This is a genomic window from Rosenbergiella epipactidis (assembly GCF_018494055.1).
Lineage (GTDB): Bacteria > Pseudomonadota > Gammaproteobacteria > Enterobacterales > Enterobacteriaceae > Rosenbergiella > Rosenbergiella epipactidis.
In genome coordinates this window covers 52,391-67,681 of record NZ_JABBFQ010000003.1, presented here as the reverse complement: position 1 = coordinate 67,681, position 15,291 = coordinate 52,391, and the positions used below count along the sequence as shown (strand labels likewise).

The 15,291-nt window shown below is 48.6% G+C and carries 12 protein-coding genes; all 12 read right to left on the bottom strand.

What is annotated here, in order from left to right; translation table 11 throughout:
* Positions 1-39: 39 nt before the first annotated feature.
* The 12 genes from HGT71_RS05740 to HGT71_RS05685 all read right to left on the bottom strand — a co-directional run bounded on the left by HGT71_RS05740 (position 40) and on the right by HGT71_RS05685 (position 15,193).
* Positions 40-726, bottom strand: a complete 687-nt coding sequence (locus HGT71_RS05740) for a hypothetical protein (RefSeq protein ID WP_214216970.1) — start codon at positions 724-726, stop codon at positions 40-42.
* The gene (gene tssM, locus HGT71_RS05735; RefSeq protein ID WP_214216969.1) at positions 723-4,499 is read right to left on the bottom strand and encodes a type VI secretion system membrane subunit TssM; all 3,777 of its coding nucleotides are present in this window, start codon (positions 4,497-4,499) and stop codon (positions 723-725) included. Before tssM ends, HGT71_RS05740 begins: the two co-directional genes overlap by 4 nt.
* 10 nt (positions 4,500-4,509) lie before the next feature.
* Positions 4,510-5,874, bottom strand: a complete 1,365-nt coding sequence (gene icmH, locus HGT71_RS05730) for a type IVB secretion system protein IcmH/DotU (protein WP_214217320.1) — start codon at positions 5,872-5,874, stop codon at positions 4,510-4,512.
* A complete protein-coding gene (gene tssK / locus HGT71_RS05725) occupies positions 5,874-7,220 on the bottom strand; it encodes a type VI secretion system baseplate subunit TssK (RefSeq protein ID WP_092677985.1) in 1,347 nt (448 codons plus the stop codon). Before tssK ends, icmH begins: the two co-directional genes overlap by 1 nt.
* The gene (gene tssJ / locus HGT71_RS05720) at positions 7,207-7,755 is read right to left on the bottom strand and encodes a type VI secretion system lipoprotein TssJ (protein WP_092677987.1); all 549 of its coding nucleotides are present in this window, start codon (positions 7,753-7,755) and stop codon (positions 7,207-7,209) included. Before tssJ ends, tssK begins: the two co-directional genes overlap by 14 nt.
* A 54-nt stretch (positions 7,756-7,809) precedes the next feature.
* Complete coding sequence (locus HGT71_RS05715; protein WP_092677989.1) at positions 7,810-8,295, bottom strand: Hcp family type VI secretion system effector; 486 nt, start codon at positions 8,293-8,295, stop codon at positions 7,810-7,812.
* A gap of 124 nt (positions 8,296-8,419) precedes the next feature.
* Positions 8,420-9,922: a type VI secretion system contractile sheath large subunit gene (tssC, locus tag HGT71_RS05710; RefSeq protein ID WP_092677991.1), complete on the bottom strand. Its 1,503-nt coding sequence runs from the start codon at positions 9,920-9,922 to the stop codon at positions 8,420-8,422.
* Positions 9,923-9,935: 13 nt separating this feature from the next.
* Positions 9,936-10,463, bottom strand: a complete 528-nt coding sequence (gene tssB / locus HGT71_RS05705; protein ID WP_092677993.1) for a type VI secretion system contractile sheath small subunit — start codon at positions 10,461-10,463, stop codon at positions 9,936-9,938.
* A gap of 90 nt (positions 10,464-10,553) precedes the next feature.
* A complete protein-coding gene (locus tag HGT71_RS05700; RefSeq protein ID WP_214216968.1) occupies positions 10,554-11,126 on the bottom strand; it encodes a fimbrial protein in 573 nt (190 codons plus the stop codon).
* A complete protein-coding gene (locus tag HGT71_RS05695; RefSeq protein WP_214216967.1) occupies positions 11,114-13,522 on the bottom strand; it encodes a fimbria/pilus outer membrane usher protein in 2,409 nt (802 codons plus the stop codon). The genes HGT71_RS05700 and HGT71_RS05695 overlap by 13 nt, the downstream gene beginning before the upstream one ends.
* Before the next feature lie 219 nt (positions 13,523-13,741).
* Complete coding sequence (locus HGT71_RS05690) at positions 13,742-14,482, bottom strand: fimbrial biogenesis chaperone (RefSeq protein WP_214216966.1); 741 nt, start codon at positions 14,480-14,482, stop codon at positions 13,742-13,744.
* 99 nt (positions 14,483-14,581) lie between these two features.
* A complete protein-coding gene (locus HGT71_RS05685) occupies positions 14,582-15,193 on the bottom strand; it encodes a fimbrial protein (protein ID WP_342355445.1) in 612 nt (203 codons plus the stop codon).
* Positions 15,194-15,291 lie beyond the last annotated feature (98 nt).

Genomic DNA, 15,291 nt, shown 5'->3' with positions numbered 1-15,291 from the left:
TAACCTGTGAATATCGCAAAGTGCAACTATCGCACTTCATCAATGGGACGTACCGTTCTGATAGTGTTGAGAATCGAGCACCCTACCAAAGCGGCTTTGACGCCAAAACCAGACAGACATATCGCTGGCCGTACAGCGAGGCCAGTTAAACCACGGCATATGGCAAACACCGTGTAATTCGTTCAGCCACTCATCCGCTTCACAGCGAACGCTGCATAGCTGACTAAACAGAGGGGATTGCGCAGGCAGCCAGTCAGCAAGCTTGCCATTGACCTGAACCTGCTTCAGGCCTGAGAGCATAAAGCAGGCCTCGTGGATTTCTTTTCGCTGTAACGTACTTGCGCCGCCGTGCAGCAGAGGTAATAGCACCCGGGCAAGCCAGAACGGCAGGCCGATCGGATACACTAACTGCTTGAGGATACGCCGATGGCTAATGCGTACGTAAAGTAGTTGCGATACGCCGACATTAGGTGATACAGGCGGCAAAAAAGCCCCTACGATATAGGATTTGTACAGCCTTTCACTTTCAGGCATGACAAAGCACCAGGGATAACCCTCGAGCTCGCGGGCATCGACCAGCGGTAAAGGCAGACGCGTAATCAGCGTGTTGAGGCGCTCAACGATGTTCCGCGCACGTCGGTATCGCCAAGGTATCAGGCGTATTAAGGCTGGCGGCCCGCTCAGCCATGCGATAATACGCACAGGGAAAAATAGGCGCTTGATCATAAGGCATCGTCCTGTGTGCCGGTCTCAGGGCAACGGAAGTCGCGCAGCACATCACCCGGCATCGCACCGTTTACCGCCAGTCCGTCCAGCTGCAGTTCGACGCGTTTTTTTCCGTTACCCCACTGCAGCAGTAGATTACCATCAGGCGTATCGCGAATTGTTTCGGCCGCATCCAGCCAGTGCAGTAGCGCCCAAGGACCCTGCCAGTGCAAATCAGGTAATGCACCCGCCTGATCCTCACGCAGTGCCATACTAATTTCACTCCCCTGACGTACCGCAGACCAGTTCAACGCTTGCACCGTTAATGGACCGTGGGCATATTTCAGCGCTTCACCGTTGAAACTAAGAATAAACTCCCTGACCTCAGGCGCGAGAAAGCGTACCGTGGCAGAGAAATTCAGCGCCGGTTTTTGGTTATCATCGCCAGAAAAGAACAGAGCACGAATCGCGGCTGCCTGCTCAAAAAAAGCAAGCCCCTCAGTATTGCTGGTGCCTTTGAAACGCCACGGGTAATGTGAAGTATCCACTTTTTCTGCCAGGTTCTGCTTGAACCAGCTGTCGACGATGCCGCCCGGGGCAAAGAACCTGACAAAATCTGGCACAGAAACTTCACGCTTGCTGTCAGCAAAGGGATAGCGTCCCTGAAAACTACGGCGGCAGACCTCCCCCAATCCGTCACCAATCGCCGCTGTACTGCGTGCAATATCTTGCTGCTGCACTTTGTTGAAGGTGGCTGATAGCAGTGGGGAGACCACATTTCTGACCGCAGCGGGCCAGGTATCTTCCTGAGCCCCCATTTGCGCACTCTCCAGCGCCATCTGCTGGCCACCGATATTAGCAAACGCGCTGTTATAGACCACAAAGCGCGTATACTGATCGCGCAGCAACATTAGTACACCGTTCAATCCATTTCCCTGAGCCTGAAGAAACTCTGTGGGCCCACTCTCTTTCGTCGTGTCACCCAGTACGAAGGTGCGCAGAGCAGCGAATCGATCGTCGAGCAGCTGTTTGATCAGCGACCGGTCGGCAAATCCCTTATTCACTACCGTACTCAGTTTATTATTTCCCGGCAAAGACCCGCTGGTCAGCACTGTCTCATTGGCCACGCGCTGAAAAACAGTGGTTAAGGGAGAATGGTCACTAACCATTGTGCGTAACAACGCAATGTTGAGAGCAATATCGTTCGCCCCACCAGATTGTCCCTTCTCCAGTGAGATCAGCTGCAAATTATCGAGAAAACGCTGCCAGTAAGTCGCATAGTTCTGCAGGTATTGGGTCAGCACACGGTTATGGAGATCTGCCAGACTTTTCAAGCCTGTGGTTTCTCCCATAACCCAGCTATCTTCACGCTGTAACAACAGTAGTGACGTCAGCATTTTTTTTTTAACCACTTGCTCCCAGCCAGCGTGCGTATAAAGACCAGGGATCCCCTTCTGGTTAAGTTCGCTGTCGCTAAGATAAAAGAGTTGCGGAGACTCAGAGCCGGTTATCGCCTGCAACGTCAGATTCGCTGGCGCGCTTTTTGCGCTGTCATGTTCTATGCGCTGCCAGAGGCGCGCGCTTTCATCCTTTTCACCCAGCCGCGCCCGCGCCCGAGTAATTAAGGTGTCATCCGCAGGTGATAGCGATTTCTGCCAGGTTTTAAGGTTAAAGAGATCGTTAAGATAGCTCTGCAGAGGTTCAACATCGACCACGCCGCTAAACGTACGGCTTTGTAGCCAGCTATCACTTAATTGACTGACCAGCCAAGCGTAATCCCCCTTGGTGCTCCGGGTTAACATTAGATAGCTTTTTAACGCCGTCCAGACACGTTGGTCGTCGGAGGAGTTCAGCGCAAGCTGCAAATCGTCGTGTGCCTTTTTAACCAGTTCAGGGAGCAGATAGTGTTGTAATACGAAGTGGTAGAGTGAATCAGCCCCCGCAGCAATGGAATACCCGGTGTAAAGTCCATAACGCCACTGCTGATCAGGATCGTTGAGGTTCAAACCAGGGTACTTTGCTAGCGCCCGTGTTGTGCTAAGCAGAGGCATTAGCTTATTTACGGCTTTTTCATCTGTGTAATTTTCCAGCTGAAGCGCCATCCGGCTAAGCTTTTTATCCAACGCATTAAGATAGCCATGGTTAAGCTGATAACTGTTGCACAGTGCGAGCGTAAGCCATATCGCCCCTCCCCAGCAGGCAAGATGCCCAAACAGATTTTTCAGACGGCTGGCTGCATGTCGCTGCAAATTATAGCGGACCAGATCGCCGTCGCGGCCAATCACTTCGCCGAAAAGTTGCGTCAGGAAATAGTGTTTGCTCCAGGCATTTTCGCTTAGAAGCACCTGCTCTTCACTGAGCGATCGTTTATCAGAAGGCAAAGAGGACAACTTTCCGTCGCGAACCAACTGATGCCAGCGTTGTAATAGCGTTTGATTATTAAACAGTGAAAAGCTCTGTGGCTGACAACTGCTAGTGAAATAGACGCCACGCAGCGCAGAAAAAACGTCAGTTTCATCATACCGTGAGGCAAAGAAGATATTATTGACCATCTCGTTGACTATGCTAGCAAGCTGGGCAAAATCATCGGGAAAGGCATACAGTCGCTTGCGATCGCCCAAGTCATACTCCTCCTGCTGACGTAGATAAACCGCGCTACTCAGACGATGATGCAACAGGTCAAATTCCTGCTTGAGCTGGTGATGGAGATTTTGTGAGGCGTGCGGCAACGCTTTTTCCCAGTCGAGTGTGACTCCCCATATTTGCTCTCTTTCAGCGAGCGTCAGATTGCGGAAAAAATCTGTAAAACCGTTAAGTAGGTCGAGTTTCGTTACAATTACATAGATCGGGAAACGTACGCCAAGCTTTTCGCGGGCTTCGCTGATCCTTCCACGCAGTGCAGCAGCCATCGCCAGACGCTCAGTCTGGGTTTTGTGCAGAATATCTTCAACGGATAGCGTGACAATCGCCCCATTAATCCCCTGAGTAGGACGACTTTTTTTCAGCGCAGACAGCAGACTACTCCATTCCTCTTCGCCGTCGTTCGTTTCACTGACGAATCGGCCCGCCGTGTCAATAAAAACAGCTTGGTTAGTAAACAGGCATTCACAGCTACCGGTTGGCGGAGCCTCACTGTTTTTACGTGACAGCTGCTCAGGTAAGGGAAAATCCTGACCCGAGGAGAGTAGCAGCGCTGTCTTGCCTGCAGACGGCGCGCCCAACATTAAAAACCACGGAAGCGTGGCGCGCCGCAGCCCAAAAAAGCGCTGCCAGCGAGGGATTACCTGCTGTATCTGGCGCATATATTGCATACCCCGGGCCACTGCCGTGTGAATAGCCGTATTTGCTTGCGCGGCATTCTTCTGCGTAGAGGATGGTTTTTTTATCCACCGGCTTAGCAGTGCTGGGTTACGTGCTAGGGCCTGTAATAAACGCCAGACACCGTAAGTCAGCGCCACGAACGCCACCACAGCCATCAGAAGCAGGCGATGGCCGGGTAGCCTAAGCGGATAGCCCTTACCGACCAGTAGCCAAGGACCTGCAACCCAGATAAGCGCCAGCACTACCAGCGTCAGCGATATAAACAGAGGTAAGCGCAGCCAGTATGCCATCAGTACTGAAGCCAGCATGACGACCACGATAATACGGGAGGATACCGGTTCAAGAGGCCTAGCCTCACCAAATCCCAACCAAGGGCCGAGTAACCAACAGGCCGCGGTCAGTAACACACAGAGTGTGATCAGTAACACCCGTGGCCAGATAACCCCAGAAAACAAACGATTTAACACTGACATGGTGTATCCATTAATAATTTACAAAGATATCTACACGGCGATTCTGAGCACGCCCAGCCGGGTTACGATTGCTGGCGACAGGATTGCGATCGCCCACCCCCGCACTTTGAACATCCGCTTTCGATAAGCCGTTTTTTAAAAAGATCTGTGCCACGCTATCGGCACGCTTTTCTGACAGCACCTGATTGTCGGGTACGCCGGGACGACTGATTGGCATAGCATCGGTGTAGCCAACAATGCGTACTTTGCCGTTAAGCCGTTGGACCGCACGGGCAATCTTCAGCAGCAATTCAACTCTTGCAGGCATAATCTCCGCTGCACCGACGGCGAAATTCGCATCACCCGGCAGGGTAACGATGCCCTGATGCGCCTGCTCTTTGACCTGAACCAGCCGGTTGGCAATTTCATCTTTCAACAGATCGCTAAGGCGAAGGTCAGTGGTGGTGAGCGCAGCGTTTTGCTGGGAGTGCTGTAATACAGTCATCCTGGATAGCTCGTGGCTTTCAGGCTTTAGCAGCAGATATTTGCACCCTATAAAGCTACCAATACACAGTACCAACGTCAGCAGCAGCGATACGCGCACCGGAATAATCGTCAACCGGCGTTTTTTAGGGTTGCGCAGTGGCAGAACATGTGAAGCGAGTGCGGCCGGAATGCTGTCCCGGGTACTTTGCAATAGCGTAAGCATACGCTGGCGAATTTTGGTTAGATGGCGATCACCGTTCTCAATAATGCTATAACGACCCTCGAAGCCGAGCCCGAGAATGCGCAGCAGAATCTCCAGTACGTCAGCATATTCATGAGGCGTCATGGAAAGACGGCCGACCAGCAGAAAAAATTTGTCTCCGCCGTCGCTGTCACCTTCAAAATGGTTCAGCAGATTATTGTGGGACCAGCCATACTCCTGCCCCCACGCTTTTGCCAAGGCCGCCTCATCAAGCGCGGTACAGAGACAGAAGCGCACTATGGCCATCTTTTTCCATGAGATATCCACCTCATCGCACACTACGCCGAACAAGGAAATTTCAGCTTTGAGTCCCTCCTTCAATAGCAGCATTTGTTCACGATTGTCGAGGGTTTCCGGCATTTCGCTCAGTACACGCAGAAGCGGCTGGGCTGCTTCTAGCAGCGGTTCGCTCGCGGCCGTCACCGTGGCGACGCGTTGCTGAACGCTTTCCGTGCGAAGTTGTGTAGCGTCATAACGCAACTGTGCGCCGGGAGTAGAGTTAACTTTCAGTTTATCCGCAGAGAGCGATTCAGCAGGCAACGCCTCATCCAGCAGGAAATGCCCTAATGCTTGATCGCTTGCTGTATTCTCTCCGCCTGTTAAAAAGGAAAAGTCATCCATTGGGTCGAGATCACTGCTAGCACTCATTAGTCTCTGATACCCCATAGTTCGATTTTAAGCTCAGTAAAGTCACCCGCGACATGCAGAGCAAGGGCCCCCGTATTGGCAATTTTGTCCCAGAACGGACCGCTAGTAATTAACTCGAAATAGACATATCCGGCGCTATAGGGGATCTGTCTTGGCGGTACCGGCAAAGCACGCAGAGTCAACCCCGGCAGATGCGAACGTACAAGATCATGGAGCTGTGTAGGAGCGCTAAGCTTGGCCTGAAGCGCGAACTGGTGGCGCAGCACGTCAAGCGGCATCTGCGCATGAACGGCGAGCACCAACCCTGAGAAATCAAGCAACTCACGCGGCAACATGCTCGCCGACCATACGCCATTACCCCGTAACTCTAGGGGAATAGTCTGCCCGGCGCGGACCAGAATCTGATTAAGCATTTCATGAATATCGTCCACCAGAGGGCGCAGTGATGCGTAAAGGTCAGCGTGGTTATAGCCGGGAATAGCACGCGGGCGGCGAGTCTTGGTCCGCACAAAAGTAGAGAGTTCGCTGGCAAAAGTAGCCAGCGATTCATAAAACGCTATCGGCGCGAGTTCTGGAATATGGCGCAGATGATCCAGCACAGTTTCATATTTATTGAATATCTGCAACAGCAGATAATCGACGATTTCGGCACTGGCACTGGCCCGACCGTCGCTATTAGAGAGTCTGGCAGCCAGCGTTTCCGCGCGCATCTTAACCAGTGCATTAAGATGGGTGAGCCATTCAACCAACAGCGGGTTGGCCGCACAAGCGGTGACTGGCGGCACATAGTCGTCGGTATGAAGCAGTATGCTGCCGTCGGGTTGTATCGCACGCACGCGTACCAGCGGCAGGCCAATCCATGAGGCTGTCATTTCGCTTTCGGAGACCAGCGCTAGCCGTAGCGAGGCCAGCTGTACCGGTTTCGGCCCCTGACGAATAACATTCGTGTCGCTCAATTCTGTTTCAAAGGCACAAAAACGGGCCAGTGAGCTTTGGTCGGCGTCATCAAAGATGGTCTCATCGGTGTTATCCAGACGCAGCGGTACCGCTAGGTAGATCACTTTATTGAGATGCTCAGCGGTAATGGTTAACGGTTCAGGACTGCTGGCATGGCCTGGAATATCAAACGGTGTGCCATCGGGCAGCACGCCCCAGCCTGAACGAAGCACCAGTTTGCCGTAAGAGAGTGCCTCGTGGTCTATTTCGTAATGGGAAAATCCCCAATAAAATGGCGTAATGGTTGACGCACGCTTGTGAGCGTAATACTCAAGATAGCGCTCCTGCTGCTGAAAAAGCTGTGGTCGCAAAAACAGGCCTTCACTCCATACGACTTTATTTGTTCTCACTTTCTATTATTCCCTTTCGGATTGTCGTCGCTTGTCTGTCCATATAAACCGTGACAGAGGGCAGCGTTGTTTTATTAGCTGACCAAAAAAATGAATACCATTTATCGGGTGGGTTTTTCGGTAATGGAAATACTGTTCGCCAAGTAGCGTGAGAAATATCCCGATAACCGCTTACCACACCGATATAATTAACCCCCTCTTTTGCCGTCAGAGTAATGCGCTGATGCTCTCCCGGTTTAAGGATATAAGCTCCGGCTTTACTACTTTGCGCTTTGAGTTCTGATGAAGGCGTTTCAACAAGGGCGAAATAATCACTATTCACAAATGCTTCAGTTTGTTTGAGTTGGAAAAGAGTCACGCTTAACGGATTCGCCTGACCCTGCTCATTCTGATTAATGTCATCGCCAGCCTGAAGTTCAACGACAAAATTTTCTGCCGGGGGAGTTTCTGGGGCTGACGATGAGCATGCCGCCAAACACAGCAGCGAGCAGAGAACGCCGCCCTGCCTCATAAAATTGAATATTGAATTCGTCACTATTTAACCCTAATAAACCTGCTGCATCGGCAGCAGGCTAGTTACAAGCCAGGATTACCCCAGCTGATTGGCCTTAATATCGTAGGTCGCAGAAATAACGCCAGATTTATGGCCTTCAGCATTCTGCATTACGTATTCGTTAGACATTTTAGTAAAGGAGAAGCGCACGCGTTCACGTGGACGAGCCTCGTCTTCAGCACAGCCCCCCATATCAACGCCAGTAATAATTACATCGGTAAATGTGATGGTTAAATAAGTAAGAGGATCTCCTCCCGCTTTACGAATAACGAACTTAATATTTTTAATATGCTTTCCTGATAGACAGTAGCTCAGTAAATTTGGACTTGCTTTGTCAGTGTAATGTTCAAAGCAGAAATCAGAAACGCTGGCTTTACCCGAACCACCACCGGATCCACTGTGCATATTTGAACGTTGAGAGACATCCCAATTCCAAGAAAGCACCTGGATTTCATTTTTGTGCTCTGAATCTAAAGACTCACCTTCAATACCATCAATTTTAATAAAAATATCCTGTGACATTTTAATTCTCCTAAGGTTAATAACCCATACTTAACAGTAAGGGACGTGACAAACTCTCCTTAATAAATAAGGAAACTCGCGGATATAGCGATATTGCTATAGGTAAATCAAAAAAATAATTACTTTAGGCAACGTCCTTCACTGAAGGTAATTTAGCAACCATGCGCAGCGAAACGGTCAGCCCTTCTAACTGAAAATGCGGACGTAAAAAGAATTTAGCTTGGTAATAACCGGGATTACCTTCAACATCCTCAATCATCACTTCTGCGGCTGCCAGTGGACGGCGGGCCTTAGTCTGTATAGAGGAGTTAACCGGATCGCCATCAACATAGTTCATCAGCCAGTCGTTAAGCCAACGCTGCATCTCTTCGCGTTCTTTGAATGAGCCAATTTTGTCGCGCACTATACATTTCAGATAATGTGCAAAACGCGAGCAGGCGAAGAGGTAAGGCAAGCGTGCTGACAGGTTTGAGTTGGCGGTTGCATCAGGATCATAATACTCCATTGGCTTCTGCAGCGACTGCGCGCCTATAAAGGCAGCATGAGTGCTATTTTTACGGTGTACCAATGGAATAAATCCATTTTTACCCAGCTCTGCTTCTCGACGGTCCGAAATAGCGATTTCCGTTGGGCATTTCATATCAACGCCACCATCATCGGTTGGGAAGGTGTGGCAAGGTAAGCCATCCACCACGCCACCGCTTTCCACACCGCGGATCAGCGTACACCAGCCGTAGTCTTTAAAAGACCTGTTGATGTTAACTGCCATCGCATAGGCGGCATTTGACCAGACATATTTACTGTGATCTGACCCATCAGTCGTTTCTTCAAAATGGAAACTGTCAACGGGATTAGTGTTAATACCATAGGGAAGACGAGCCAGAAAACGCGGCATCACTAAGCCGATATAACGCGAGTCCTCGGACTGACGCAGTGCATTCCATGCTGCGTATTCAAGATTCTGAGTAAAGATCTTGGTTAAATCGCGCGGGTTAGACAGCTCTTGCCACGACTCCATCTGCAGCACGCTGGGTGATGCACCGGCGATAAACGGCACATGTGCTGACGCAGCCACTTTGCTTATCGAGGTTAATAAGTCAACATCGGGCGCGGTGTGATCAAAGAAATAGTCTGCCACCAAGCAGCCATAAGGTTCCCCGCCTAACTGACCATATTCCGCTTCATAAACCTTCTTGAACAGCGGACTCTGATCCCAGGCAATACCGCGATAGCGTTTCATACTGCGCCGAAGTTCGTCTTTCGAGATATCCATAAAACGTAATTTAAGTTTCTCATCAGTCTCAGTGTTATTCACCAGATGATGAAGACCCCGCCACGCGCTTTCGAGCGTCTGAAATTCGCTGTGATGCAAAATCAGGTTGATTTGCTCAGAAAGCTTACGGTCAATCTCGGCTATAATAGAGGCGATGCTTTTATAAGCATCGTCAGATACCGTAACACTATTTGCCAGCGCTTGCTGTGCCAGTGTTTTGACTGCACCTTCCACCGCAGATTTAGTCTGCTCAGATTTTGCCTTAAACTCTTTGGTTAATAAGTGATTAAAATCATCAAAGGCAATATCTTTTGCAGCCGCCTGCTGCCAGGTTTCATTTTGAGATTCTGACATATTTCCCTCTCAACTAATCTTCTTGCTGTATTTCAGCAGCATCGTTTTTTTTCTTTGGCTCTGCAGCCAGAGCCTGTAGTAACGCATTATCTTTCAACAGATTCATTACTAGCTCTTCTGCGCCAGCTTTACCGTCCATATAGGTCTGAAGATTCGCCAGCTGTGTACGGGCTTCCAATAGCTGTGAAAGTGAATCGACTTTTTTGGCAATCGCGTCCGGTGCGAATTCGTTCATGCTCTCAAAAGTCATATCGACCATTAGCTGACCTTCACCCGTCAACGTGTTAGGCACAGCGAACGCAGCTCTTGGACGCATGGCTTTCATTCTCTCATCGAAGTTATCAATATCGATATCCAAGAACTGACGATCGGCCACGGAAGGCAGTGGCTCTACCGGTTTGCCGGAGAGATCAGCCAGAACACCCATGACAAAGGGTAATTCGACCTTTTTTTCTGATCCGTAAACTTCGACGTCATATTCAATCTGTACGCGCGGCGCGCGATTGCGAGAAATAAATTTCTGCGAGCTGTCTTTACTCACCCTTTCTTCCTTTTGTTGTTGAATTGCCGACACTACTAACCGCCGGACCTGTAAACACAGAGTCAGAAAACGATAAATTCGCCCCCTTCTCTATTTGTATATCAGTTCAATACCCGCCGTGGCCGAGACTTTTCCCGGGGTCACCGGGGTTTTAGCGAAATAAGAGACATTAAAATTGTACTGCACATCTCCACCGCCTTGCGGAATGATATAATCCTGAATACTAGTGGTATCATTCAGCAGCATCTGTACGCCTGCACTATTTCTCAGTCGCAGCTGAGTTTCAGGGCTCATACCGGCAACTGAGCTGTTTTTTATATTTCCGGTAGCGTTATCGACTTGCGTCGAGGCAACGGAAATAAAATGAACACCGACGGTAACCGCCCCTGGACATTTCTTTAAAATCACCAAGAAAGATGTCGATCCGGCTTCGTCACCTGCATGCTGTAGCGAGGAGGACAGGACTGTAGGTAATACGACGGTTTCATTCGCGCTACGATTGTCAATACTGATTTGACAAGTCTCCAGTTCGAAACGCCCCGTAAATTTGACCTGAATATCACAACTTCCTTTACACGATGGCGCCGCGGCATTAACGGGTGAATTACCAAGTACAAACAGTAAAATACTGGTGCACAATGTGCCGTTTACTAAGGCTGACATATCACCTCCATCCTGATCATGTTAGTTCCGGTTATCGGTAACGGTGCGCTCTGTGGAGTACAACTCAGTTTTGAACCGTCCACCTGGGCAAAGAGTGGCTGCCTGCTGTATTCCCAGCCACGAACGTAAGCCTGTCCCCCCTGACCGATAATTCCCTGGCTATCGCCTGCAGCGGACAACATATCTACCCCAATCGGTAGAAACTGGCCGCTACGATCTTTTACGGTCAGAATCATTGCCGTCCCCATCGAGGTTTTCATTTTGACCAACACCGCTGCACCCTGCCGTGGGATAACGGTTCTTTCATTTTCCATAACATCCACCGTATCCGGCAGATCGTGCAACCCAATTGATACGCTATTCTCTCGATAAGGGGTGAGCGAGGGAACGATGGCATAGCCCCAACGATCGATCCTGGCACCATAGCCGTTATTCACCCGTGCACCGCTGGCTCCTTCTGCCTCAATGATGGCAAACGGTTGTTCGCCCACCACAGGACCGGCGGTGATCCCACCGTGATGAGCCACCAGACTGCCATTGGCAGAAAGCGAGAACTGATTATTATTTCTGCTGTCGACCGTTGCGGTTGCACCGTATTGGCCTAAAGGCGTTTCGTAACTCATATTACCGTTCAGCACTGAAGTCCGTTTGGACACATTATCCTCACTCATACTGGCAGCAATACCGTATGACAATTCGTTTTGCGGCCCCTGAGAACCACTGGCCATGGTCTGAACCTGAGTGTCACCGCCTTTACCGTGGGTGACTGTACCGTAAAGTGAGCTAAACAGCGGCTGTGAAGAGGCTGTGGGCTGACCCAATGGCATCGAAATAGAGAAAATATATTGTTTATCTTCGCTACCCGAACGGGTTCTCGTGCGGGTGGTACTCAGGCTGTAGCTAAACAATCCAAGATTGTGATTAAACCGCACCAAATATTGTCGGGAAGCCGTACGGTCCGCCCAATAGGTATAATAAGAACCATTAAAATCAAGCGATATGCGGTCAGTAATCCGCTGACTAAGGGTGGCGGTCAGGCGACGACGCGTACGGTAATCGGTATCACTTAACTTATCTTTGCTTGAATTATTATCTCTATTGGCTTCACTGACCGTGTAAAAACCTGCCGATGAGTAACGATAGGCCGCCAGAGATAGCGTCGTCTGGGAGCTGCTGAGATAGCGCATAAACTGCAGCTGATAACTATTACCCGACGCGCGTGACTTTTCTAGTGGCTGGCTATCAGCGTGAATAACATCAAACGTTATGCCACCTAATGCGGTGTTAAAAGCATTACCAACGCCCAGTGCACGATACTTCTCACTTAGCTGTACACCGCCATAAAGTGTCCAGTTGCTGAATGCACCATAGCGATAAGTACCCTGGACTACGCGCGGGCGATGCCTGATATTTTCATCTTTAAGCTCACCGGCAGAGACAGAGAAATGGCTAATTCCCTTTTGTAAAATTAGCGGTGGTGAGGAGAAAGGAATTATTTGAATACGCTCACGCCCGTTGGCTTCCTTTATAACCAGCTGAAGATCACCACCGTAGCCTAATCCACTGATATCTCTCAGTACAAAAGGACCTGGCGGAACCACCGTCTCATAGATCGATACGCCACGCTGCATAACCGTAACTTTTGCATTAGATTCTGCAATACCCGTTATCACCGGTGCATAGCTGTTCTGGGAATCCGGTAACATGCGTTCGTCTGAGCGCAACACAGCGCCTCGCAGGCCAACACTGTCAAATAGCTCGCCGCTGGTATTGACATCGCCCAGCAGTACCTCGCTTTTTAAGGCTGTGATATCGTGCGCAGCATAGCCATAAAGATTTTGCCAATGTGTATTGCTGCCAAGGCCAGTATTAAAACGCTTACGCAATCGCCAACCGGCATAGTTGAAACCCGCGTTGAAAGCGAAAGATGCCGTAGCGCGATTAGAATCTCTATTATTATTTTGTAATTGTGAATAAACGTTAGCATTGTAATCGATAAAACCAGCAGTGATCCCTTGCTGCCAGCGTGCCGGATCTATATATCCGCGTGGCACATAAGTCTGATTAACCTGCGGTACCTGCAGACTTAATGTAAAATCCGTGCTGCTGTAGTCACTATGGGATTGAGCTATCCATGATTGAATGGGTTCGCAGCTGCTAGAGACGTCTTTTTCCTGCACCAATTTAATTCCAATCACGGTTAATTGCTCGCGCGTCAGGCAAGCAACGGCGTTTTCATCACCCTTTTGCTGACGAAATCTAATCTTATTTTGTCCTCGTCCTTCGCCATTGACCTTTACGAAAACGTCATAAATCCCCGGTGCAACAGGGTTACCTTTTCGAAATTTAGATAAATCAATGTTGCCACCATGGACAAACTCTGAGTTAAAATTCATCTCCTCAACCTTGCCAAGAGTATTCCTGGGATTTGATTTAGCGTCACAACAAAAAAACAAAGCAACAGCAATCACCACAGGGTTTGTAATATTCCCGGTGTGGCGCCTACATCTTTTAGCTGTAAGGTTCATAATCACTTTTATATTTCACTTAATCGTTCAACAAAAGATACACAAGCAAGCAAACAAGCTGAAAGATATAAATTTAGACCCAAGACTCTATTGAGATTGTAACCCCTTTGTTTCATTCCAGATCAAATCCTTATTTACATTGGCGCCTAAATCATTAATAAAACTATATTTCAATCGTGAAAAGGATGTCACTCTTTGATCTGGGAAAAATACAGCTGAGCTTCTGGGGGCGAGCATAGACATTTTCATGTTAACTTGCTTATTATTAACAAACACAATTGCATCGTTGAATGAGAAATAGAAAGGCCCCGTATTTTCCACGCGAAAACCCGTGCCGTGAGCACTGTCTTTAATTACAGACCAATGCAGGAGAGTGGTGATATCGGGCATTTTTATTTTAGCTACGGCTGCCGGGCGATAAAATATTTTAATACGTGTACGGAAAGCAATATCAAGTTTTTGCTGAGCATTACTGGTATCCACTGGTGGGATCTCCAGCAGATTAAACCAAAACACTGACTCCTTGTCCTGAGGTAAACTCATCCCATTGTAAATCATTTTCAAACTTTGTCCGCTATTAGGCTCCACTCTGAAAATAGGTGGTGTAACAATAAAAGGTATTTTGCTTTTATCAATATCTTCATTACTGGAACCATCATCAATCCAGACTTGTGAAAGAATGGGCTCATCGGTTCTATTTTTTGTTCGTACGGTAATTTCTTTTTCATTTCCGGGGTAAATAATCCGTGTACCCACTATTGACATCCCTGCCCTACTATTTTGCATTAGAAGCAAAAAAATTAATAAACCTGATAAAAATTTAAACATGGACAGTTCCGTGAAAAATATAAACAGATAATTGACGAGATAATACAGGTGCGTACTCTTATATCTTTATTAGAATACGCACGCTGCTATCCTAGTAACTTAATTATAGGCTAGTGTATAAGCGACATTCGCATGCACTGTTCCCTCAGTCGCAGCGCCAGTAGCATAATATGAAGCAACATATTCCATCGTTGCTTCATGTGCAGCGTTGGTTCGTACAAAAGCCCCGTCAGTGCCGCCAACTTGCACTTGAGTTGTTCCACCCTTATCAAAGAGTCTGATTTGAACATTCCCTGCAGCCTTAACCGGAGGCGTTGCTGTCGCATCAGTTACAACATCGTTGGTCAGGTTATTAGTTTGTACATCGTATCCGGTTGTACCATTGATGGCTTCAAAGTGTGCTGTAACTCCATTAATTGTGGTAGCACAGTTCGACACCTCAATGGTAAACACTTTAGAACCCGCAGTGCTTCCGCTTGTTTTTAAATTCTCTGAGGAAACTTTCGGCAGAGTAACCACTTTATTTACATCCCCTGATTTTATGGTACAGGTTCCTGCAATGATTTCGCCATTAAACTCTACTGTCCCGGCTGAAGCTGCATAGGCGCCAGGAGTAATCATAAAAGGTAGAAAACAGAATATGCGTCGCTTTGTTATCATTTTAGTATCCTTGAAATTAATTAGATTTAAATATATTGACAAGGTCGGCACCTCAACGACTCATGCATTAGTTGCGGATATCTTGCCAACACTTTGTATTGCCTTTAATGACAATTAATTACCCCTAGGATCAATACAAATTTTCTGTA

What these genes read in the sequence shown, in the direction of transcription:
- HGT71_RS05740 (WP_214216970.1), bottom strand. Translation starts at nt 726, where the DNA reads ATGATCAAGCGCCTATTTTTCCCTGTGCGTATTATCGCATGGCTGAGC.
- tssM (WP_214216969.1), bottom strand. Translation starts at nt 4,499, where the DNA reads ATGTCAGTGTTAAATCGTTTGTTTTCTGGGGTTATCTGGCCACGGGTG.
- icmH (WP_214217320.1), bottom strand. Translation starts at nt 5,874, where the DNA reads ATGAGTGCTAGCAGTGATCTCGACCCAATGGATGACTTTTCCTTTTTA.
- HGT71_RS05715 (WP_092677989.1), bottom strand. Translation starts at nt 8,295, where the DNA reads ATGTCACAGGATATTTTTATTAAAATTGATGGTATTGAAGGTGAGTCT.
- tssC (WP_092677991.1), bottom strand. Translation starts at nt 9,922, where the DNA reads ATGTCAGAATCTCAAAATGAAACCTGGCAGCAGGCGGCTGCAAAAGAT.
- HGT71_RS05700 (WP_214216968.1), bottom strand. Translation starts at nt 11,126, where the DNA reads ATGTCAGCCTTAGTAAACGGCACATTGTGCACCAGTATTTTACTGTTT.
- HGT71_RS05695 (WP_214216967.1), bottom strand. Translation starts at nt 13,522, where the DNA reads ATGAATTTTAACTCAGAGTTTGTCCATGGTGGCAACATTGATTTATCT.
- HGT71_RS05690 (WP_214216966.1), bottom strand. Translation starts at nt 14,482, where the DNA reads ATGTTTAAATTTTTATCAGGTTTATTAATTTTTTTGCTTCTAATGCAA.